Annotated in this window: 20 protein-coding genes; all 20 read left to right on the forward strand. The window is 52.2% G+C overall.

The features are described from left to right. A partial coding sequence (locus tag QQF33_RS10535) for an ImcF-related family protein (RefSeq protein WP_285157768.1) occupies positions 1–2,309 on the forward strand: 2,309 nt, incomplete at its 5' end. Positions 2,310–2,311: 2 nt separating this feature from the next. After that, complete coding sequence (locus tag QQF33_RS10540) at positions 2,312–3,325, forward strand: AcrVA2 family anti-CRISPR protein (protein WP_285157769.1); 1,014 nt, start codon at positions 2,312–2,314, stop codon at positions 3,323–3,325. A gap of 55 nt (positions 3,326–3,380) precedes the next feature. Then, positions 3,381–4,565, forward strand: a complete 1,185-nt coding sequence (locus QQF33_RS10545; protein WP_285157770.1) for a tetratricopeptide repeat protein — start codon at positions 3,381–3,383, stop codon at positions 4,563–4,565. A gap of 68 nt (positions 4,566–4,633) precedes the next feature. Further along, a complete protein-coding gene (locus QQF33_RS10550; RefSeq protein ID WP_285157771.1) occupies positions 4,634–5,497 on the forward strand; it encodes a PASTA domain-containing protein in 864 nt (287 codons plus the stop codon). 47 nt (positions 5,498–5,544) lie between these two features. Then, positions 5,545–7,152, forward strand: a complete 1,608-nt coding sequence (gene tssA, locus QQF33_RS10555; protein ID WP_285157772.1) for a type VI secretion system protein TssA — start codon at positions 5,545–5,547, stop codon at positions 7,150–7,152. Between the two features lie 33 nt (positions 7,153–7,185). After that, positions 7,186–8,955, forward strand: coding sequence for a type VI secretion system baseplate subunit TssF (tssF, locus tag QQF33_RS10560; protein WP_285157773.1), 1,770 nt, complete (start codon positions 7,186–7,188; stop codon positions 8,953–8,955). After that, entirely contained in the window at positions 8,919–10,001 is a 1,083-nt protein-coding gene (gene tssG, locus QQF33_RS10565) for a type VI secretion system baseplate subunit TssG (protein ID WP_285157774.1), read from the forward strand. The genes tssF and tssG overlap by 37 nt, the downstream gene beginning before the upstream one ends. Before the next feature lie 35 nt (positions 10,002–10,036). Next, the gene (tssJ, locus tag QQF33_RS10570) at positions 10,037–10,561 is read left to right on the forward strand and encodes a type VI secretion system lipoprotein TssJ (RefSeq protein WP_285157775.1); all 525 of its coding nucleotides are present in this window, start codon (positions 10,037–10,039) and stop codon (positions 10,559–10,561) included. Positions 10,562–10,565: 4 nt separating this feature from the next. Beyond that, positions 10,566–13,025: a type VI secretion system Vgr family protein gene (locus QQF33_RS10575; RefSeq protein ID WP_285157776.1), complete on the forward strand. Its 2,460-nt coding sequence runs from the start codon at positions 10,566–10,568 to the stop codon at positions 13,023–13,025. After that, a complete protein-coding gene (locus QQF33_RS10580) occupies positions 13,018–14,025 on the forward strand; it encodes a hypothetical protein (RefSeq protein ID WP_285157777.1) in 1,008 nt (335 codons plus the stop codon). Before QQF33_RS10575 ends, QQF33_RS10580 begins: the two co-directional genes overlap by 8 nt. A 658-nt stretch (positions 14,026–14,683) precedes the next feature. After that, positions 14,684–15,133 carry a type VI secretion system baseplate subunit TssE gene (gene tssE / locus QQF33_RS10585; RefSeq protein ID WP_285143853.1) on the forward strand — a complete coding sequence of 150 codons (450 nt, stop codon included), beginning with the start codon at positions 14,684–14,686 and terminating at the stop codon, positions 15,131–15,133. A gap of 60 nt (positions 15,134–15,193) precedes the next feature. Further along, on the forward strand, positions 15,194–16,438 hold the full coding sequence (locus QQF33_RS10590; RefSeq protein ID WP_285157778.1) for a GIY-YIG nuclease family protein: 1,245 nt from the start codon (positions 15,194–15,196) through the stop codon (positions 16,436–16,438). A 92-nt stretch (positions 16,439–16,530) separates the two neighbouring features. Next, on the forward strand, positions 16,531–17,922 hold the full coding sequence (locus QQF33_RS10595; protein ID WP_285157779.1) for a CoA transferase: 1,392 nt from the start codon (positions 16,531–16,533) through the stop codon (positions 17,920–17,922). A gap of 69 nt (positions 17,923–17,991) precedes the next feature. Beyond that, on the forward strand, positions 17,992–18,396 hold the full coding sequence (locus tag QQF33_RS10600; RefSeq protein ID WP_285143850.1) for a DUF2541 family protein: 405 nt from the start codon (positions 17,992–17,994) through the stop codon (positions 18,394–18,396). 20 nt (positions 18,397–18,416) lie between these two features. Further along, on the forward strand, positions 18,417–19,754 hold the full coding sequence (locus QQF33_RS10605) for a VasL domain-containing protein (RefSeq protein WP_285157780.1): 1,338 nt from the start codon (positions 18,417–18,419) through the stop codon (positions 19,752–19,754). Continuing rightward, positions 19,751–20,416 (forward strand): hypothetical protein, encoded by a 666-nt coding sequence (locus QQF33_RS10610; protein ID WP_285157781.1) that lies wholly within the window; start codon positions 19,751–19,753, stop codon positions 20,414–20,416. Before QQF33_RS10605 ends, QQF33_RS10610 begins: the two co-directional genes overlap by 4 nt. Before the next feature lies 1 nt (position 20,417). Next, positions 20,418–20,906, forward strand: a complete 489-nt coding sequence (locus QQF33_RS10615; protein WP_285143847.1) for a hypothetical protein — start codon at positions 20,418–20,420, stop codon at positions 20,904–20,906. A gap of 142 nt (positions 20,907–21,048) precedes the next feature. Beyond that, entirely contained in the window at positions 21,049–21,762 is a 714-nt protein-coding gene (gene msyB / locus QQF33_RS10620; RefSeq protein ID WP_285143846.1) for an acidic protein MsyB, read from the forward strand. Beyond that, positions 21,762–22,013 (forward strand): hypothetical protein, encoded by a 252-nt coding sequence (locus tag QQF33_RS10625; protein ID WP_285143845.1) that lies wholly within the window; start codon positions 21,762–21,764, stop codon positions 22,011–22,013. The genes msyB and QQF33_RS10625 overlap by 1 nt, the downstream gene beginning before the upstream one ends. Before the next feature lie 38 nt (positions 22,014–22,051). Next, positions 22,052–22,363, forward strand: a complete 312-nt coding sequence (locus tag QQF33_RS10630; RefSeq protein WP_285143844.1) for a PerC family transcriptional regulator — start codon at positions 22,052–22,054, stop codon at positions 22,361–22,363. Positions 22,364–22,366 lie beyond the last annotated feature (3 nt).

The following is a 22,366-nucleotide window of genomic DNA, read 5'->3' on the forward strand; positions in this document are numbered from 1 at the left end:
GCGGCAGAAAGCTGGGCTTCAACTGGCTGAAGGTGCTGCGATTACTCCTGCTTTCCCTGATCCTTTTATGGGGAGCCGGTACTCTGCTGTCGCTCGTTGTTAACCGGGCTCAGATTTATGAGGCGCAGGAGACGGCAAGGCAGGCAGCGGATACTGCAAAACCCCTGGCTGAACGCCTGCACAACCAGCTCGTACTACAGCAATCTATCGCCCGTTTGCAACATCGTGAAGTGACCGGCGCTCCGTGGTACACCCGCTTTGGTCTTAATCAGGACAGCGACACGCTGGCCGCGCTCTGGCCGCTGTATGCGAAAAACAACGCGCAGCTGATGAGGGATGCCACAGCAGAGAGTCTCAGGCAGCAGCTGAATGCCTTTGTGCAACTTCCTCCTGCCAGTGATGCCCGTACGCAGGGCACACAGCACACCTATGACATGCTGAAAAGTTATCTGATGCTGGCCCGTCCGGATAAAGCGGACGCAGGCTGGCTGGCAAAAAACGTACTGGTCGCCTGGCCGAAACGTCAGAATGTGCCGGATGGCACATGGCAGGACCTGGCACCGAAACTGCTGGGCTTCTACGCACAGAACCTCCCGGCTCATCCGGAATGGAAAATTAAGCCCGACGCTGAATTAATCAGCACAGTCCGTCAGATCCTGCTCAAGCAGATAGGCCAGCGTAACGCTGAATCCGGGTTATACCAGGACATGCTGAAGCGCGTTGCCAGCAACTGGCCTGATTTGACCCTTGCAGATATGACCGGCGACACCGATGCCTCAACGGTATTCAGCACTGACGAAGTCGTCCCGGGAATGTTTACGCGTCAGGCCTGGGAAGAGCAGGTTCAGGATGCGATTAACGAGGTTGTCAAAACCCGTCGCGATGAAATTGACTGGGTCCTGACGGATAAGACGCACCAGACAGGGAGCGATATCTCCCCGGAGGCGCTGAAAGCCCGTCTGACAGAACGCTATTTTACCGATTTTGGTAATGCCTGGCTGAACATGGTCAACAGCATTCAGTGGCAGGAAGCCACGTCACTTTCTGAAGCAATCGCTCAGCTTAATCTGATCGGCGATGTCCGCCAGTCACCGCTGGTTGCTCTGATGAACACGCTGGCCTGGCAGGGAAAAACAGGGCAAAAGGGTGAGGCACTGGCTGATTCGTTAGTGGACTCGGCCAAGAAACTGATCGGCCAGAAAAAAAATGCCAGACAGTTTATCGAACAGGCGCAGGGCCCTAAAGGCCCGCTCGATGGTGTATTTGGACCGCTGATGGGTCTGATGGAAGGTAAAGAGGGAACCGGTAGCAACGGTAATCTCAGTTTCCAGTCCTGGCTTGCCCGTGTTACCCAGGTACGACTGAAGCTTCAGCAGGTCACCAGCGCCCCGGATCCGCAGGCTATGTCGCAGATGCTTGCCCAGACCGTGTTCCAGGGTAAAGCCATCGATCTGACGGACACCCGCGATTATGGAAGTCTGGTTGCGGCAAGCCTGGGGCAGGAGTGGAACGGATTTGGCCAGTCGTTGTTTGTGCAACCACTGGATCTGGCCTGGCGGCAGGTTCTTACCCCGGCTGCGGGAAGCCTCAATGCCCGCTGGCAGACAACCATTGTCGATCAGTGGAATAAGGCCTTTGCGGGACGGTATCCGTTTAAAGCCACCGGCAGCGATGCCTCCCTGCCGTTACTGGCACAGTTCCTGCGTAGCGACTCGGGTCGAATCACTACCTTCCTGAAAACTAATCTTGGCGGGATCCTTCATCAGGAAGGCAATCGCTGGGTCGTTGACCCTTCTGCAAGCCAGGGAATGGTGGTGAGCCCGGATTTCCTTCAGGCGATTAACCAGCTGGCAGAACTGTCAGATATCATGTTCTCTCAGGGCGATGCAGGGGTTCACTTCGAACTGATGGCGCGTCCTTCGCGGGATGTTGCCAGAGTGCAGCTTACCCTTGATGAGCAAAACCTGGATTACTTCAACCAGATGGAAAGCTGGCAGAGCTTCACCTGGCCGGGGAATACCTGGTATCCAGGCGTGTCGCTCAGCTGGCGGAGCGTGAACAGTGGTATGCAGCTCTATGCTAACAATCAGGGCAACTGGGGTTTCATTCGCCTGCTGGACAAGGCTCTCATCACCCCGCTTGATGCCAGCCGAACGCAACTGGTGTGGATCACCGCCGACGGCAACCCTCTGAAGTTTGTGATGCGCAGTGAGCTCGGCAACGGCCCACTTGCCTTGCTGAAGCTACAGGGATTCACGCTGCCCAACGCTATCTTTAATGTCGCCGCTGGCGCAGAAGAGCGCCAGTAACGATGGGCGGGAAACTTCATCCGGCACTCGCTTTCGCAAAACAGGTGGAAGGCTGGTCCCCGGGTATTTTCAGCAAGATTGATAAATGGCGGGAGCCTGAATCACCGGCCCCCTGGCAGTTTATGACCTTTCGGCAGTGTCGGGCCTGGATCAGTGACTGGCTGAGGCATAATCCGGCGCCAAAGGAAGGGTTTCTTAGCCCCGTGCTCATGAAGCGTTTCCCGCCACATATCGTTTATATGGCGCTTGCAGCCTGGCGTACCGGTAAAACACTCCTTCACTGCGATGAATCCCTCTTTCGGATCCTGGGTGAAACCCGTCAGACAGATGCTCTGTCAGGTGAAATGCTTCGCCGCCTGCCGTTCTGGGGATTCTGGCTTGATTTTCCGGCTGACACGGTCTTTGCCGAAGGTCAGGGCGCTCTGATGGGCGCTTTCTTCACCCTTGCCGATCATGATAACCAGACGGATGCGCTGCTCGCTCTGACGCTGTCTCAGGATCCGCTTTCCCGGGAGCACATTCCATTAGGGATGGAGTACCTCGCCTTAACCAACCCTGTTTCCACAGCCATCAGTCAGCAGGAGAAGGGGATCCATGGATTCTGGAACGCGGTACTGCCGGTGCTGTTCTGGCTCTGCTCTGAAAACAGTGAATGGGGCAGGCAGGGGAAACCCGTCCGGCCAGCCCCCAGACGCGTCGGAAAGCATCAGCGCTTCATTCCTCCGGATAAACCCGTGCAAATTTTTGCGGGTGTCCGGGCCGGTTCGGCGCTCAGACAGGCACCGCGAGTATCGGAAGCAAGTACCTCCGGGGACAGATCCTCCGCGCCCCATCGGCGCCTTCGTCCCCATATCCGAAAAGCCCACTGGCAAAGCTACTGGAAGGGCAAACCCACTCAGGGTGAAGAGAAAAGTATGTTGCTGAAGTGGAAGCCACCGCAAATCGTCAATGGCAAGGACGACGATTCTCTGGAAGCCGTCATCAGATTCATGAAGGACATCGACAAATCATCCTGAATTAAGATGTGTCGGTTTAATTATATTGAAATATAGTAGTTATTTAAGGATAAACATGAAGGGTGTAATTAAATTAAGTTTACTGGCCTTATCAATCTCATTCAGTTTCGCTGGATATGCTGAAAGTAATACTGTAGAAGTCTTAAGCGCTGTCGTTAAGGACAAAAAAATATCAGGTGCGCAGGTGGTTATTCAGCGAAACGGAGAGCAATCCATTTCTTCTTTAAGTGATGACTCCGGAAACGCCCAGATTGGCAATATCACAACCGACACAAATGAAAGTCTGATAATTATAAAGAAAAATGGATATTCAACCCTGGTGGCGAAATGCCCATGTGGTGGGATGAGTTATGCATTAAGCCCGACAATGAAAGGGCTTGATAGTATGCGCGTTGTTTTGGGATGGGGAAGTTCACCTTCTGATCTTGATTCACATATGGTATATCCGGGAAACCATATTTTCTTCGACCATAAGTTGGGCGATAATGGAAATCTTGACGTTGATGATACAGATAGCTATGGACCTGAAACTATTACGTTAACCAGACGTGAGAATGGGAAGCCCTATGTTTATGCTGTTCACGACTATAGTGATAAGTCTGATCCAGATACCAAGAATTTATCTAACAGTGAAGCGAAAGTGTTTGTTTATGTTGGGGGGTCGTTAGTTCGAACATATTATGTACCTAAAGACCAGTCGGGTAATTTATGGACTGTTTTTAAAGTTAATGAAAATGGTGCCATCGAAGACGTGAACAATATAAAAGGTATTTCTGTCGGCGCCAGTGATATCGATAATGTTTTAACGCCACTTTTAAATAGCAACGCAACATTGTCTCATCAAAACTGGGGGGCTGAGCAAATTGACATTTCAAATGCGCTGAATCTGAAGGGTGAAGAATCATACCGTCGGAAGCAATATGAGGAGGCAATTTCGTTTTTCACAGAGTCAGTCAATAACTATTCAGAAAATGGCAAAGCATATGGCAATCTCGGGTTGGTATATCAGAAGGTTGGTCGTACTGCTGAAGCTATATGGGCAAACCGCAAAGCTATTACACTGGCCTCTGGTAAAAATGCAGCAACAATCCGGGCGGGTGCAAATTATAATATAGGAAAAATATACGAAGGGGAAGGTCAGTATAATGATGCCCTGAATTACTACAATGCAGCCAAAAAAGAAAAACAAAACCCTGTTTACGACAACGCTATATTAAGAGTAAGCAGCAAAATAAATTAAAATTTATTATTTTTTCGCATAACGTTTCACATGCGAAACGTTATACCTTTAAAAACCATGTGGCATCTATGATTTTAAATTATACCCGTCGATTTACACACTGTTTAATATGTGTTTGCAATTTATTTTTTTTAACAACTACTTTTTCATCCACTGCTTCGGAAAATATACCTAAAGTATCATCAACGGTAGAAGGCTTGCATATTGTCACCATTAATAAATTGCCAGCAGCGCCTCAGGAAACACCTTCTGGTGAGCCTGTATTAAATTGTGATAGAGATCCACCCAGGACTATCGAGGGAAAAGCTGTTTCATCTCTGGGATGGAGAGTGATTAGTGAAATCTCTAAAGGTGATTTGACTATCGTCGGTTTTTTCAGCAAAGGTGAGGATGGTACAAGCGGATCCTGCTTTGTCAAAGATGGAAATGTGGCAATTTATAGCAAGGGATCTCTCCAGGCTTTAATTTATGGTGATAAAATCACCGATGGCTCAAATTCGCCTTTGGGAGCAGTTTCCAAAACCAATATAAATAACACATTTCGTCTGAGAGAATTTTTCCCGGGTATGGCCGCAGTAGCTGATTTGTTTTATGACGGTAATATTGCTCGTGTTCAGCCAATTGCACCGATAGAACCATTTTGTAATGGGATCGCACCTGTACCAAACATTTACGGAAAAGATATTAAGAGTGCCAGAAAATTGCTCAATAATTATGGATGGAAGGCTGAAAATATCGAAGCAGATCAGGGCGACTCCATTGCCAAAGATTTAAATGCCGAAGGAATAACCGAAGTGGATTCTTGCTCTGGGACTGGATTTGGATTCTGTAACTTTGATTATCAACGTGAAGGTGGAATCTCTTTGAATGTCATAACAATGGGGGATGATTTTACTGTAACCGATTACGGTGCCCACTGTCCGGAACAATGATCAATAGAAGCGTTTAACGTTTCATTTAGTAATGAATGGGGAAATCAATGAGTTCACCGGAAGATCTGTTAACCGCCTGTGCCACCAGCGAAGAAGAAAGGCTGCGTCTCCTCTCCCGGGCAAATGACGCCCTGTCGCTCTGGGATAACTGGCTGCACCCGTTCACCTCTGGCCCTGAAACCGGCGACGATCCCGCATACGATGATAATTTTCAGCTGATGCGTGAAGAGATCAATAAGCTTTCGGGTACCGATTCAGCACGATTGTGCGAACTGGCCCGGACGTGTCTTTGCGAAAGCGCCAAAGATATTCGTGTTGTCACCTGGTACATTCAGGCCCGCCTCAGCCGCGACGGCGAAAAAGGTTTGTCTGAGGGCCTACTGCTTCTTGTCGCGATGTTGACCCGCTTCGGCCAGGCCTGTCATCCACAACGCCCGGTTGCCCGTAAAGCGGCCCTGGAGTGGCTGAACAGTACAAAAATTATCGACACACTCTCTTTATGGCCGGAAGTCGACAGTAATGATGCCGGTCTGACAGTCGGCGCCATAAACCTGCTTGAGTCTGCCGTTGCCAACTGGCCGGAAGCTGAAAAGCCTTCTTTTGCTGGCCTGTGTACTGCACTGGAAAACCGCCTGGCTCGCTCAGGCGGTATGGACGCGCTGGTCCCCCAGAACAGCAGCGCCCAGGAGCATGGACGTGAACCGGCCCACTCAGATTCACCGCAGCTGTCAGCCGTGAAATCTGGTCGCGATTTGCTCGACCAGGCAAAGTTACTTTCCCGCTGGCTGAGTGAACAGCCGCAGGGCTGGCTTGCCTCTCACCGGCTGATTAAGACTGTGCGATGGGACACGGTCGATCAGATCCCTCCGCTGGACAGTAGCGGGCGCACCCGTCTGGTACCGCCGAAGGCCGAGTACCGGGCTCAACTCAAGCGGCTCTACCTTCAGAAAAACTGGACTGAACTGGTTGAGCAGGCCAGCCAGATGTTTTGCGAGGGGGTGAATCATTTCTGGCTCGATCTCCAGTGGTATCTCTGGCAGGGGCTCAGTCATGCCGGTCACCCGTGGGATGCCTGGACAGACTCCGTTCTTCTCGATCTGCGGCTCCTCCTTCAGCGCCTTCCGGGCCTTGAAGGGCTGGCATGGAATGACGGAACGCCCTTCGCTGATGAAGTCACCACCGCCTGGATCGCTGAAAAAGTGAATGAGGAAGGCCTGCTGTACGGTGATGAACCGACCACCGTTGTTAACAGCCAGTCCGACGATGTGCTGCTTCTTGAATCTGAAGCGATGGAAAAAGGTGACGCGGAAGGACCTGAAGCGGCGCTTGCCTGGCTCCAGTCCCGACCGGGGATGGACACACCACGCCATCGCTGGCTGATACGCCTGCTGATGGCCCGGGTGGCAGAACAGTATGGACGAAATGATATGGCGCTTCATCTGCTTGGCGAACTGACCAGCAGCGCACCACAGCTGACACTGGAAGACTGGGAACCCGCTCTGTTGTTTGAAGTCCAGGCTCGCCGCCTGAAACTGCTGCGCCTGAAAGCCGGTCGCAGCGAATCCGATAAAGCCCGTCTGATGCCTGAGATGGATACGCTATTGGCGGGTCTGATCGCCATCGATCCGGCCCGTGCCATGGTGCTCTGTGGCTAATGTTTTATTTAAAAATTTTCAGGAATGCCGTGCATGGATGATTTAACCCTACGCTATTACGAAGCTGAGATGCGCTACCTGCGTGAGGCGGGTAAAGAGTTTGCCCGAGCCCATCCTGATCGGGCAGCGATGCTTAATCTGGATAAACCCGGCGCCCACGATCCCTATGTAGAACGTCTGTTTGAAGGTTTTGCCTTCCTGATGGGCCGTCTGCGTGAAAAACTGGATGATGACCTGCCGGAACTGACCGAAGGGCTGGTGAGTCTGCTGTGGCCGCACTATATGCGGACCATCCCGTCGCTGGCCATTGTCGAATTCTCGCCAGACTGGCGTGGCCTGCGTCAGGCCGAAATGCTGGCTGAAGGCTTCTCCGTGCTTTCACGCCCTGTTGGGCCGCATAAAACCGCCTGTCAGTATCGGACGACCCGCGATGTTCCCCTGCAACCACTGCATCTTGCGGACGCCCGCCTGCATACTGAAACCGATGGCCGCTCTGCTATCCGTCTGCGCTTCGAATGCCCGGAAAAAGTGGACTGGAGTAAAGCCGGGATCGACAAAGTCGCCATATTCCTCAACGCAGAGAGTCCGATCAGTTCAGCACTGCATCTGGCAATGACCCGTCGCGTCCACGCCATGTATGCCCGCCATGCAGGGACATACACCGAACGCCATCAGTTTGATGGCTGGTGCAAACCCATGGGCTTTGATGACAATGACGGCCTGTGGAAGAAAGCAGATACAGCCTTCAGCGGTTACCAGCTGCTGCTGGAATATTTTAGCTTCCGTCCGAAATTTATGTTTGTTGAGCTGCGTGGTCTCGACACCATCGGGCTCACTGAGGCCAGCTCCTGGTTTGAAATCGACATCGTGCTCAGTGAAGCCTGGTCATCCGATCTGCCTTTTGAGACGGAAAACTTCCGGCTGCACTGTGCGCCGGTCATCAACCTCTTCACCCTGGAAGCCGACCCGCTGACGCTTAACCCGCTGGATAACGAATACCTGCTCAGGCCGTTGCGTCTTCAGGATGGTCACACCGAGATTTACAGCGTCGATAATATCCATGGCGCGGTGAAGAATGGCAAACATCCTTATGTACCCTTCACCAGCTTCCGGCACCGTGGCGGAATGATGCGCCACGATGCACCAGAGCGTTATTTCCATACCCGTGTGAAGCGGGGTCCCTCTGGGCTGTATGACACCTGGTTGATCCTCGGCGGCCGCTCGTTCGAACTGGAGCAGCTGTCTGAGAAACCAGAGTCGCTCTCGATGCGGATCACCGGTACCAATGGTCAGCTTCCGCGTAAAGCACTGGAAAGTACCCTGCTGGACAGGGTGGTCAAAACCGGGAAGGTGCCCGTCAGGGTACTGAACGTCACAGCACCGACAATGCCGCTGTACCCGCCCGCAAACGACCGTTTTCACTGGCGAGTGATGAGCCATCTCGGCTCAAACTTCCTCAGCATGATGGACAATCCTGAGGTGCTGCGGGGAACACTGGCGCTGTACGACTGGACCGATGATGAAATGAACCGCCGTCGGCTCGAAGCTATCGTCGCGGTGAAGCACACCCTGATCCGACGCTTTGAGAAGGGCTTTATGCTTCGGGGCGTGGACATAGAAGTCACGCTGAACATGGACAATTTTGCAGGCGAAGGCGATGTGAATCTCTTCGGCGAGATGCTGCATCGCTTCTTTGCGCTCTACGCGGATATTCACCTCTTTAACCAGCTCACGCTGGTGCTGCAACCGACAGGAAAACGACTGAGATGGCGCGAGAATCACAGCCAGCACGTACCGGGCTGACATTAGTCCTGAGCAAAGATATCTGGCGGGCCAATTTTTATCGTTTCTGCCAGCTGCTGGAGCAGGAAAATCCGGACGCGCCGAAACTGGGCACCACCAGCCATCCGGCCAACGATCCGGTACGATTCAGGCCCTGGCCTGGTATGGGATTCCCGGTCAGTACACTCAAAGCGGTGGAGACCGACGAAGACAACCCGACATTGCCCCCAACGGTCCGTACGACATTTTTGGGGATGTATGGCGTGGACTCCCCTCTGCCAACGTCCTATCTGGACGACATTGCGCAGCGCCGCGAAGGGCACGAGGCGGTCACCTCGTTTCTGGATATTTTCAGCCACCGTATCACCACCCAGTACTATCGGATCTGGCGAAAATACGCCTATCCGGCCACCTTTGAGGCTGGTGGCCGCGATGCCACATCACAGTGTCTGTTGGGACTGGTGGGACTCGGTATACCGGGCACGGCTGAGCAGGTGGCAACGCCGGTTTCCCGCTTTCTGGCCTTGCTGGGCACCATGCGATTACCCACCCGCAATGCAGAAGGCATTCGGGCCCTGGTGAGTCTGCTGGCACCGAATACCCGGGCAATTATCACCGAACCCGACCCGGTTAAGGTCCATATCGATAACCGCAGCGGACTGGGTGTCCAAAATCGGATCCGTCTGTCTCAGCGAGCCACGCTGGGTAAAACCGCAAAAGAAGCATGCAGTCGGGTACTGGTGACACTGGAGACAGAAGATCCGGAGGAAGCAGAAGGGTGGTTACCTGGTGGCTTTCTCCATACCGATTTACTGGTCCTGTTGCGTGTTTATCTCGGCTACCGCAGTGACGCCCGACTGCGTCTCACCGTACCTGTACGATTGCTGCCTGAGCCTCGCCTTGGTAAGGGCAGACGTATCCAGCTGGGCCGCACCGGCTTGCTGGGCCTGAAAGCTGGCAAGCTCAGCAATAGTCGGGAGAGTCTGACCGTCAATCTGGGCTGCTATGAAGGGTTGCAATGTTCTGCGTTACCGTCCGCTGAAGACGGGCACTACCGCTTCGAATAATCACGTACTCCCACTCTCAATAAAGGAACTTTTGAATGGCAACAGTAACCCGCTGGTGGGCGCTGACGCTTATTGCCTGTAGCCTGCTCGCTGGCTGCGGTCTGACTCAGACTGTCACGGACGGTACGGTCAGCATCACGAAATCCATCTTCTACAAAAAAATTAAAACGCTGCATCTGGATTTTACCCCGCGTACGGCTATTAACGCCGATGGCGCACAGACACCGCTGGCGACGATGGTGAGAGTCTATCAGCTCAGGGATCGTAAAGCGGTTGATGCCGCCGATTACCAGACACTGTTGCGTAATGCCGATACGGTACTTAAAGACGACGTACTGGCGTCAAAATCGCTGCTGGTGATGCCCAAAGGCAGCATGACACTCAATATGCCCATGGATGAAGACGCTCAGTTCGTGGTTGTAGTGGGGTTGTTTAACCGCCCGGATCAGAAGGACAACCGCTGGCGCCTGGTACTGACCCGTGACGACCTGGACCCGGACAAACCCCGCACGATTGAACTGGGTGATGGCTGGCTCAGCCTCGTGCCGGTGAAGGAGTGAAGTGATGGATAACTGGTTAGCGCTTTTTGACGGACAGACCCGATATTTTCTGGATATCAATGACAGTTCAGTGAAGCCGGATGTTCTGCGCTTTTACGGCAGGGAAGCACTGAGCGAACCCTTCAGCTGGGACATCGAGTTCACCACGCTTCAGGCGAACATCCCCCCGGAAGCGGTACTGATGAAATATGCCTCTTTCCGGATGCGGAGCGGTAAAAGTGTTCACGGCATGGTGACCCGCCTGGAATGGCTTTCAACCTCAAAGGATCAGTCTCACTACCGGCTTACGCTCAGTTCGCGCCTGGCGCTCCTGGGATACACCCGACAGTGCGCGGTATATCAGAACCAGTCCGTTCCTGAGGTGGTTGAGCAGGTGCTGCGTAAACACGGTCTGGAAGGTCCCGATTTTGAATTCAAACTGGAGCATACGTACCCGCCGCGTGAAATTATCACTCAGTGGCAGGAGACGGATCTGCAATTCATCCAGCGCATTCTGTCTGAGGTGGGCATTTACTGGCGCACGATGATGGATGACGTGCGCGGTCTGGATACCTACATACTGGCCGACAGCCAGCTTAACTACCAGTTTGATGTGCAGTTGCCCTACAGCGAGCCCTCGGGGTTGTTCGACGGCGCAGCAGAATCGGTCTGGGATGTGCGGACCTGGCACAACATTGCCACCCGCACTGTCACCACGCGTGATTACAACTACCGGACAGCCACTACGCCGATGAATGCGGCGGTCAGCGTGCGTAATAATGCTGTCACCACCGGAGAGCATTACCGTTACGCGGCACCTTATCGTGAAGCGGGTGATGACGCCAGCCCGGAGCCGGAAACTGAATCTGGCGCGTTCTACGCCCGACTTCACCACGAGCGGGAGCTCAACAGGTCGGCCCGTGTTCACCTGTTCAGCAATGCTGCACACCTCACACCCGGGCAGGTGCTGGAGCCGCAGGGCGACGTCATTACGGCCCTGCAAGAGGGTGTGATCCTCACGCTGTTGACCTTCCGGGGTGCGCGTGATTCCCGTCTGCATGTGTCGGTCTGGGGCCTGCCTTACACCGAACGTTACTGCTTTCGTCCGGCAGAGATCCCACGTCCGGTCATCCCAGGTACGATTCCGGCCCGGATCGAAAGTCGCGAAAAAAATGATATCTACGCACACCTGGACGAGCAGGGGCGCTATCGGGTGAAGCTGGACTTCGACCGGGAAGGCACGGAACCCGGTTACGGTTATCTATGGCTACGGATGGCGAAGCCCTATTCCGGTGAAACGCTGGGCTGGCATACGCCGCTCATCGATGGCACCGAAGTGGCGATTGCGTACAGCAATGGCGATATTGATCTGCCGTACATCGCCTATGCCTTGCACGACTCCGAGCATCCCGACCTGGTGAACCGGGACAATCACACCCGGAACATCCTCCGGACGCCTGCCAACTCAAAATTACGGATGGAAGACAAGCGAGGTGAGGAGCACATCAAACTCGCCACGGAATACGGCAAGACGCAGCTCAACAGCGGAAACCTGGTGGACAGCAAGGGACAACTGCGCGGTAAAGGCACAGAGCTGCGCACCGATGAGTGGGGAACCCTGAGAGCAGGAAAGGGACTCTTTGTCGCTGCGGATGCTCAGGCGAAAGCCCAGGGTGATGCTCTTGATATGGATGCCGCGCTGAAGGAAATCGACAGGCTTAATCAGCAACTGCAACAGCTGGAAATGGCCGCAGAAAAGGCCCTGGCGCTGAAAGGGGATGTCGACAGCCAGATACAGATGTTTGAGCAGCGACTGAAACCGCTCAATGAAGCGGTGCTTTTCTCTGCGCCAGAAGGCATGGCTCTGACCAGCGGTGAAGATATGCAGCTGGCCGCTGGCCGGAACCTTGCGCTTAACGCCGGAGAAGACTTCAGTGTTGGCGTGATGGGCAATGCGACCGCTTTGACCGGGGAGAAGCTGGGGCTCTTTGCCCGCACCGGTCAACTGAGCCTGAAATCCGGGGAAGGGCCAATAGATGTCCAGGCGCAAAACGCCAGTATGCGTTTGTTCGCTGAGAAGAAGCTGACGCTGAGCTCAGCGAGTGACATCTCCTTTGCCGGAAAAAAACGTATCACCCTAATTGGTGGTGGCAGTTACCTGAAGCTTGAGGCCGGGAAGGTCGAGTACGGCACGACAGCGACCTATATGCGCAAAGTGAAAAGGACTATGGCGGCGGGAGCAAATACAATACCGATAGAATCAAAAATGATTCAGCAAATTCACTCCTTCTATAATCTTCAATTTAAGTTAAGCAACACAGTCGGAAATTTTGTTCCCCATGCAAGATATTTGTTAATTGATGAATCAGGGGAGATAACGTCAGGCATAACTGATGAAAATGGATACACTGATTCCATTTATACAAATGGAAAGAAAAAATTCAGTATTCATATCATCTTAGATCAAGAGGATGAAAATGATTAATAGTAAGAATTATTATACTGAGGCCGTAAAGATTGTTGATTTGCCTGTGTATTTGGATGAGCAATACATCAATTATAAACTTGTTTTTATGGACCAAATAGGAATGCCTCTTACGGGGAAGTTGGACTCGTCAAAAACGATCGCGTCAATTGGTATTAATGATAGGCACGTTAAGGTAATGCTAATCATTTACATTCGGGGTGTTGAACTTAAGAAAATAAATTTAAGCGTTTTTGATGATATAAAAACAAAAGAAATATCTTTAAAATCTACCGTATCAGAAACCTGTGCCGAACAAGACAATACGTGCTCATTTAACTTAAAATTAAATATTTACACCATAAACAAGCAGAGCAATCAGGCCATTTTACTGGGCCTGAGTGAGATTGAAAAAATAGCGAAAGAACGTAACTTAACGGTTGGGTATTATATAAAAAGAAGATCTGGCGGTGTATCTAAAACATCGAAGGAAACAATAGATAAGATAAACAACCCGAGTGAAATCACCAATAAATATATTAAACATGCATTAGAGTGTTTAAAAAATGAAAGCAATGCAGGTAAGGGGGATTATTCAAGGCTAATATACAGGGATTTAATGGTGAAGATATTTGAATATTTCCTAAAGAACTCAAAAGATCCTGATTCGGTTGTTGATGAAATTGTCAGTATATTTGGTACAAATATGGAGGATAGCTACATGAGGTCAGAACTACTGGCTTTTTATCATATCTATGAGGCGCTTATTCCTAAAACACACACAAGCCCGGGATACGACAAAATTCAACATTTTACATATAGCGCAGGGAAACGTTATAATACAATGCAAATTATAACGGATACAGCGCAATATGCGGGAGAAGCATATGATTTAATAAATGGAGGGAGCTGGGATGACACCAAATCAGACATGGAAGCTAATAATTTAGGGCAAGCTTACGGAACGAGGTTGTATGAAAAATACCATCCAGTAAGAGCCGCCATTCGAAATCTGGATTAAGGACTGGAGATGAAATTCTTAATTTACTTTTCATTAATTTTACTTGTTAGCATTGTTTTGTTTTACTTGTTAAATGTTGGCTATTATCGTGGGGAACTACATTATTATGATATTGTAAACGAAGGGGAACTTTCAAGTTATTTAAGTTCTTTGTTTCGATTTGATTTAATGGTTACTATTTTCAATTTTCTTCTATTGATTTTTAGTTGTTTGTTTCTGCTAAAAAACACACCCAATCGATTCAAAGTTAGATTCTACATATTGATTGGTCTTCTATTTTTTAATGTGGTGAATAGTTTCATTTTTTCATTGAAAAATCATATGCGAAATCACCATGATGTTTTTGAGTTAAATGTTTTCGTTGCTCTTTTAGAAAAATACGGAGAAATTGCCAGTCTCGTCTATATTGCCCCGTTAATATTATCCAGTGCTATGCTAATACTATTTTTGGTTGTTGTGAGAAAGTGCAGAAAATGAAATGATTATAAATCAAGTATATTGAGGTGATATTTCATTCATGACATTTTGCGAGTATCTTAAACTGCCGCGAGAGGAGCTTGACTTGGACGTGCGGAATGGTTCCAAAGAACAAGGGAATATTATATTAAAACGTATCTTCCTGAGCCCAATTAATATTTAATCCCACATGGTATTTACTTTGGATAGAAAATCAGCATCTTTATACGAAATTCTTACTGGCAACTTTACAGGAGACCTTCCCCTTGAAGTTGTAAACGAAGAAGACCAGGTAATTTTATCCGTGCTGGATAACATCCAGAGTATTTTGAATGCCCGGGCCGGGACCATATCCCATCTACCAGATTATGGTTTGCCGGATATGACCAAAATTCTGCAAGGCATGCCCGGGACAGCCCACGAGCTGATCGAAACGCTGGCCGGTGTCCTGCTCAAGTATGAACCTCGTTTGCAGTCCCTCAATGTGACCCTGCTCGAACAGAAAGTGCCAGGTGAGTTGCGCTACGCCATTGATGCAGAACTTAAGGGGATTGGGCTGGTGCGCTACGGCACAGAATTTATGCCGGAAGGACGAGTATTAATCCGGCATCTGAAAAATCAACAATTCCTCACTGCACGAGCTATGTCATAGCTTTAGCCGTTATGTCGATTTTTCCCCTCAGTTATTTTCTAAACAGCAAAGGACTGATATATGGCCAGAAAAAAAAGTGGCGGTGATGCCGCTTCAGGTATTTTGATTATTCTTGGTGTCATTTTATGGGCTATTTATGCCGTAATAAGAGTGTTAATTAATATCAACGAGCGCTTTATTGAGGCTGCATCCGGACCTGCCGGGATTATTGGTCTGTTCTTCGGTCTGTTGATTCTGGTTAGCATATTGGTTCGCTATTTTATTTATCGGGGATTTAAACAACGCACGGCAGAACTTGAAGAGGCCAGGGAAAAGCTGAAGCAACAAGAGAATGCCTTTACTGAACGGGTAAATCATGAGGTAGAGCGCGTGATGTACGGTGAGCGCAAACGCCTTGCCCGCCGTGAAGAGGTGTTTAACGAAACCAGAGCCAAATCCTCCCGTGCGCTGCAGCGCATCGTGGACTCTGCATATACCTTTAAAGCGAAAACGCTGCTTGCAGGCACCACCATCAATAACTGGCAAAGTAAGTACGACCAGTTGAGAAAAGAGATGGCCGGGTATGCGGCTATTCGTGAAAAAATCACCCATCTTGAATTGCAGGATAATGCCGACTGGAACGGCGTCAGACAGCAATTCCTTGATAAGGTTGCCTTACTGGAAAAAGCGCAGGAAGAGAAGGAATATCAGGCAGAAATTAAGCGCCAGATGCGTGAGGAAAAGCAACGCCAGGATGAGCTGGGCAGACAACAGCAGGAAGCGGAAGAAGAACAGCACCGTCTCGAAGAGCAGCAGCGGGTGCTGCAGGAAGCGCTTCTGGCTGCGGAAGGTGCGCACAAGACGGAGCTGGAAAGGCAGCGTGTTGAGCTGGAGCAACAAATTGCGGCGGTTCACCAGCAGTATGAAAGAGCCAAATCCATGGCTCAGCTCACCCGGCAGGGGCACGTCTATATCATTTCGAACATCGGCTCCTTCGGTGAGAATGTTTATAAAGTAGGCATGACCCGGCGGCTTGAACCAATGGACAGGGTTAAAGAGCTGAGTGATGCCTCGGTGCCGTTTGATTTTGATGTCCATGCAATGATCTCCTGTGATGATGCCCCGGCTCTGGAGAAAGTGTTACATGAACACCTTGAGCACTACCGGATGAATAGAATTAATCTGCGTAAAGAGTTCTTCCGGGTGGAGCTGGCGAAGATCATTAACGAAGTGGAGCGCCATCATGGGCAGGTTGAATACATTGCCGATCCGGTGGCGCTTCAGTACTGGCAGAGCCTGGACAGCACAGATACCGAAGCGGCGTAATGACGGGATATCGCACACTGCGACGCCCTGGAGCATCAGCTACAGGTATTGATGTCAGATAAAAACATCCGTAACAACTGGAGCATCCTGCTATGAGTGCATACATCCTGTTCGAAAACCTTTGCTGTGAACTGGGGCTGGATGCTTTTCCTGCTGACCGGGTCACGCTGACCGGTGCCGACCCGGTATACCCGATGCCTTTTCGTATCGGCGAAGCGGCGGCTGCTGTGCTGGCTCTGCAGGGGGTGATGCTGGACTCACTCCGTGTGCAGCAGGGTATGGCCCCGCAGCAGATTACGGTGGACTACCACAGCGCAGCGGCCTCGACGTATGCAGTCGCTTTCCAGCGCCAGAACGGGCACAACTGGCAGTACAACGACCCGGACTATCCGACAACCGATTTCTACCGCACCGGTGATAGCCGCTGGATATTTCTGCACGGGGGCTACCCGAAGCTGCGCGACGGCATTCTGGATATCCTCAATGTGCCCAATAACCGCAGCTGCATTGCAGATGCTGTGATGACCTGGAACGCCGAATACCTGGAGTCCACACTCGCGGATGCCGGACTTTGCGGTGCCGTGGTTCGCACTTTTGAGGAGTGGCAGGCTCATCCGCAGGGGCGGGTAGTCTGTGCTGAACCGCTGATTCGTCTGACGAAAGTGAGCGACAGCGCACCGCGCTCCCGGCTCTATGGTACAGAGCAAACACTGCAGTGCCTGCGGGTGCTGGATTTTACCCATGTGATTGCCGGACCGACCGCCACCCGGGGTCTGGCGCAGATGGGAGCGGATGTGCTGCATATCTCCTCGCCGCACCGGCCACGCATTCTGCCGTTCGATGTGGACACCAACCACGGCAAGCGCAATGCGTATCTGGATTTGTCCGTGCTGGCTGACCAGCAGACCGCCGCACGGCTGGTGAGTGACGGCGATGTGTTTGTGCAGAGTTATCGCCCGGAAGCGCTGGGACGCTACGGCCTGAGCGTTCCGGAAATGGTGCAACTGAACCCGCATCTGATAGCCGTGAACCTGAACTGCTACGGTCACACTGGCCCGTGGAAAAATCGCCCCGGTTTTGAACAACTGGCGCAGACCTGTACGGGTATGGCGATGGCGCAGGGGGAAAATCAGAGACCTCAGCTCGGACCCACTTATCCGAATGACTACCTGACGGGATACCTTGCCACGCTTGGCGTTCTGATGGCACTGGAGCGTCAGAGCCGTGAAGGCGGAGCCTGGCAGGTGGACGTCTCGCTATGCCGCACCGCTACCTGGCTGCAACAGCAGGGGCTGGTGGATGGATGGCAAAAAGCCACAGGTTCGGACGAAGAATGGATTGCTGCCTGTATGGCAACCGAAACCGGACCCTTTGGCGAACTGCACTACTTTAATACTGCGCTGAGGCTTGAGAAAACACCGCTGCGCTTTACCACCCCGGCGATGCCGCTTGGGGCTCACCTTCCAGAGTGGCTAAGCCGCTGACCGGTTGCCCTGGCCGGAATATTCTCCGGGGCTGAACCATTATTCACACTAACCACAGAGAACCTGAAGATGAAAAAATGTCGTCTTGCATTACCGTGCCTGTTAACCGGCTTACTGCTGAGCCTGTCCGTTCAGGCGAACGATCATAAAGCACTGGGCGTGATTGCCATGCCACGTAATGAAACGAATGACCTGGCGCTGAAAATCCCGGTCTGTCGGGTGATAAAACGTCTGCAACTGACCGCTGAACATGGGGACCTGAACTTAAGTGGGGCTACCGTTTATTTTAAGGCGGCTAAAGGCAGCAGCCAGACGCTGAATGTCCCTTCGGAAATTAAGGAAGGCACCACCACCGACTGGATTAACATTAACAGTGATAATGACAACAAGCGCTGCGTGTCGAAAATCACCTTCTCCGGGCATACGGTGAACTCCTCGGATATGGCGACGCTGAAAGTCTTTGGTGACGACTGATTAGCTGAGGGATATCACAGATGTCTTACGGAACTCCGCAACGTCTGCGGCCCGGAGGCGACCCGCGGGCCTTGCCGGATTATGCAAAACTGCGCGATGAACTCAGCAAACTGACACATCCGGCCCGCCCGGATGTGGACTGGCAGCACGTGGAGACGCTTTGTCTCAACCTTTTCAGTCAGAACGGCATGGAGTTACAAACTGCAGCCTGGTATACGCTGGCACGCACCCGTCTTGCCGGACTGGACGGACTGTGTGAAGGGCTGGCGGTAATGGATGCGCTGCTCTCACACCAGTGGGGCAGTCTCTGGCCGCAGCCGGTACACGCCCGGATGGAAATTCTGACGAGCCTCAGTCAGCGCCTGCAACAGGTGGTGCGTACGCTGTCGTTCTCGTATACCGACCTGGGAAAACTCTACCAGGCAGAGAAGCATTTATCCGATATGGGCGAAGTTTTGCAGCGCCTTGAACTGAAACACGTCAGCCAGCTGGAGGCTTTGCGTTCACAACTGCATAACGCGGCGGTGCGGCTGGAAAATAGTGGTGATACTGGCCAGGAAGCTGCGCATGAGGGCGTCGTGCTACCGTCAGCTACGGCGACCGAAAGTACTCAGCTAACTGCCACGCAGTGGATATTTGTGGCACAGCAAGAGCCTGCACCCAGAGTAGTTGTGGCGAAAGAACTCCCACCGTCGGTGTGTCCCTGGAAATCATTTACAATCGGCGCGTTTTCCATGCTGGTGTTAGGCGGCGCAGGGCTGTGGGGCTGGCAGGTATTTCAGCGGCCAGACCCACTGATATCGCAACTGAATGCTTCGCTGGCACCGCTGCCGGCGGCGCTGACAGAGCAACAACTGGCGAGCCTGAGACAGAAAGGCAACCTGCCGGGTGACCTGGTTCAGCAAACGCAGCAACAGCTCAATCGCCTTACCCTCCAGTCACCGATCTGGACGCAACAGTACGGTAATCAGCTGGTTCGCCAGATGCAGGCACTGTGGCCAGAGCAGAGCCAGAAACTGGCGCAACAGTGGCAGCAGGAACTTAATGCCACGGCGCTTCCTGCTGAAAACCTCAACGGCTGGCATCAGGGCATGACACAGTTACAACAACTGAGCGATAAACTGAACGCGCTGGATGAGCGGAAAGGGCGCTATCTGACGGGGAGTGAGCTGAAAACCATGGTGTATGACATCACCCGGTCGTTTAACCGCGCGGTACCGGTGGAAGAGCAACTGCGGCAACTGGCACAAATACCGCCGGGGCAGTCTCCTGTTGCTCTGCAAAGCCAGACAGAAATAGCGCTGAAGCAGCTTACCGCTCGCTATGCGCTTGTCGTGCAGCGGGAACCGGGCAGATGAGCTACTTCCCTCCTTACCGGAACCACCGGTCGCCCTGGACACTGCGCGAGCTGGATTTTGTGGAAAAGCACTATCGCCAGGATATGACGGCAGTGGAAATCGCAGAATATCTTGGCCGCTCGCCAGAGTCGGTTCGCTCTGCGGCGGGCGCGCTGGAATGTTCACGCAGAAATGGACCCGCCTGGACAGAAGCCGAAAAAGATATCCTGCGCACTCACTACCCGGAAGGCAATGCAGCGGTGAGGGCATTGCTGCCGGAGCGTACACCGGGAATGGTCACCTGGATGGCAGGCAGGCTGGGGGTAGTGAGCGCGAGAGGCTGGAGCCGGGAAGAAGAATGCATTCTGGCCGCTCACTACCCGCAGGAGGGAACCGCAGTATCAAAATACCTGCCGGGCAGGTCGACGGACGCGGTAAAAATCAGGGCCTGTGAGCTGGGGATTACATTTCTGGGCGGTGGGGAAAACCGGCAGAAAATGTGGAGTGAGGAAGAGCAGGCGCTGCTGAAGAAATATGCGCATCTGCCGCTGTGCGAACTGGCGGTGAAATTTCCCGGGCGCACTTACCGTTCGGTGGGTAAAGCCCGTGAACGGCAGTACAGGCTAAGAGCCAGAATGAACAGGATGACAGCGTCAGGCAACACATCAAAAGCGGGGATATAAGGTGTCAGTCAGGGAACAGTTTTTTAAAAAAGTGCAGCAAAAGCAACACGCAGCCACGCCCGGTGGCGGCTCAGTTGAGGATGATATCCGGACCTTCTGTGAGCGAATGGCCGTGCTGGCCCGGCAGATACAGCAGTGGTTTGATGGCACCGGCATTGAGGTGGTTATCACGACAATATCCCTGCAGGACCTGAGTACCGTGGGGCGCAGTCTTAACAGCGGTGTGTCCCGTTACGATATCACCACCATCAGACTGCAGAACGACATTCGCAGCGTCAGTATTCAGCCGGAACAGCTTTACCAGGATGGATGCACAGGCTGTGTCACGCTCACCGTTGACACACCAGATCACAAACCCGGCAGAAAGCGATTTTATCTGAGCATGAAACCGGAAGGTGGCTGGTTTATTCGGGAAGAGCATCAGGCGAGCACGATGAAAAGCACCCTGACCGAAGACGTCTTCTTTCAGGCCATTGAAAATCTGGCATAGCGAAACAGCGCGCCATTAATGAATCAGCGCGCTACCTGACGATGTCCGGATATCCGTCACACAAAAATAACAACGTATTTTCTTATTTTGCCGTTAACCCGGCGCCTCTGGTTTCACTATTGTTTATTGCGAGGAAATTATTGTGGGACTGACGTACAAAGACGACGAAGATTTGCATTTTTTACAACACTGTTCAGAAGAGCAGTTAAAGGTGATTACCGAATTACTGACACACGACGATAAGGGAAAGCAGCGGCTTGCCAGTGAATTACTGAAGCATGGCGAGTTTAAAGCGCTTGAAAACCATCCAGAACAGCATCGTCGCAACTGGAAGCTGATTGCCGGTGAGCTGCAGCATTTTGGCGGTGACAGTATCGCCAATAAGGTGCGTGGTCATGGCCTGCTGTACCGGGCCATTTTGATGGATGTGTGCAAGCGCCTGAAGCTGAAGGCCGACAAAACCATGTTCACCCTGGAGATAGAGCAGAGCCTGCTGGAGCATTTCCTGCGCAACAGCTGGCAGAAGATGGATGAAGCGCATAAGGCAGAGTTCCTGGCGGCAGTGGATACAAAGGTCACTGAGCTGGAAGCCTTGCTTCCTCAACTGATGCAGGACAAGAAACTGGCTGCGGGCGTATCGCACCTGCTCTCAGGGCAACTCAGTAAAATCCTGCGTACGCACGCCGCCATCGGTGTTGTCGGGCATGGTCTGCTGCGCGGAGCGGGTCTGGGCGGTCCTTTTGGAGCAGCGCTGAACGGGGTGAAAGCCGTCAGCGGCAGCGCTTACCGGGTGACCATTCCGGCAGTGCTGCAGATAGCCTGCCTGCGCCGCATCCTCTCTGACCAGGCTGCCTGATGCTAAAAGTGCTATGCGTGCTGTTAACCACCCTGCTGCTGGCAGGATGTACCGGCAAAGCGGTGCCAAAAAAGCCGGATGAATTTGCGGATACCGACAGTGCCGTAATGATTTGTTGCCCGGTGCCCAACGGAATGGCCTGTGACTGGCTGACGGAAGCTGAAGACGGACACCAGAAGATGGTGCTGGCCCGGCTCAGTAAGAGCACGGGAATAACGACGGCGGTCTGTCCTTTATCGCCTTCTACATAAAGACCGGTGGCTGAGGATGTTAAGAAGAAGGGGGAGCGATGTCTGAAAGGGTTAATGATGCCACTGCTCAAAAGCTGGAAGCCGCAGGGTTATGGCGCAGGGCAGCGGCCCGCTGGCTGGTGGTAATGAACAGTACTGAGCATACCGATGCGCAACGGGAGTGGATCCGCCAGCGACGTCAGTACTGCCAGTCGATGGTGGCACCTGCGGTTATTGCACAGGAAAAATTAGATATTTCGGCAATCAACAAAGCCGCGAATGCCACACAGGAAAAAATGGGAATAGCCAGGCCGAATGGCGCAATGTTCAGGGCATTTCCGGATCAGGTCCGGAATATGAAGAAAAAATGATTC

It is taken from the genome of Lelliottia wanjuensis, assembly GCF_030238365.1.
Classification (GTDB): domain Bacteria; phylum Pseudomonadota; class Gammaproteobacteria; order Enterobacterales; family Enterobacteriaceae; genus Enterobacter; species Enterobacter wanjuensis.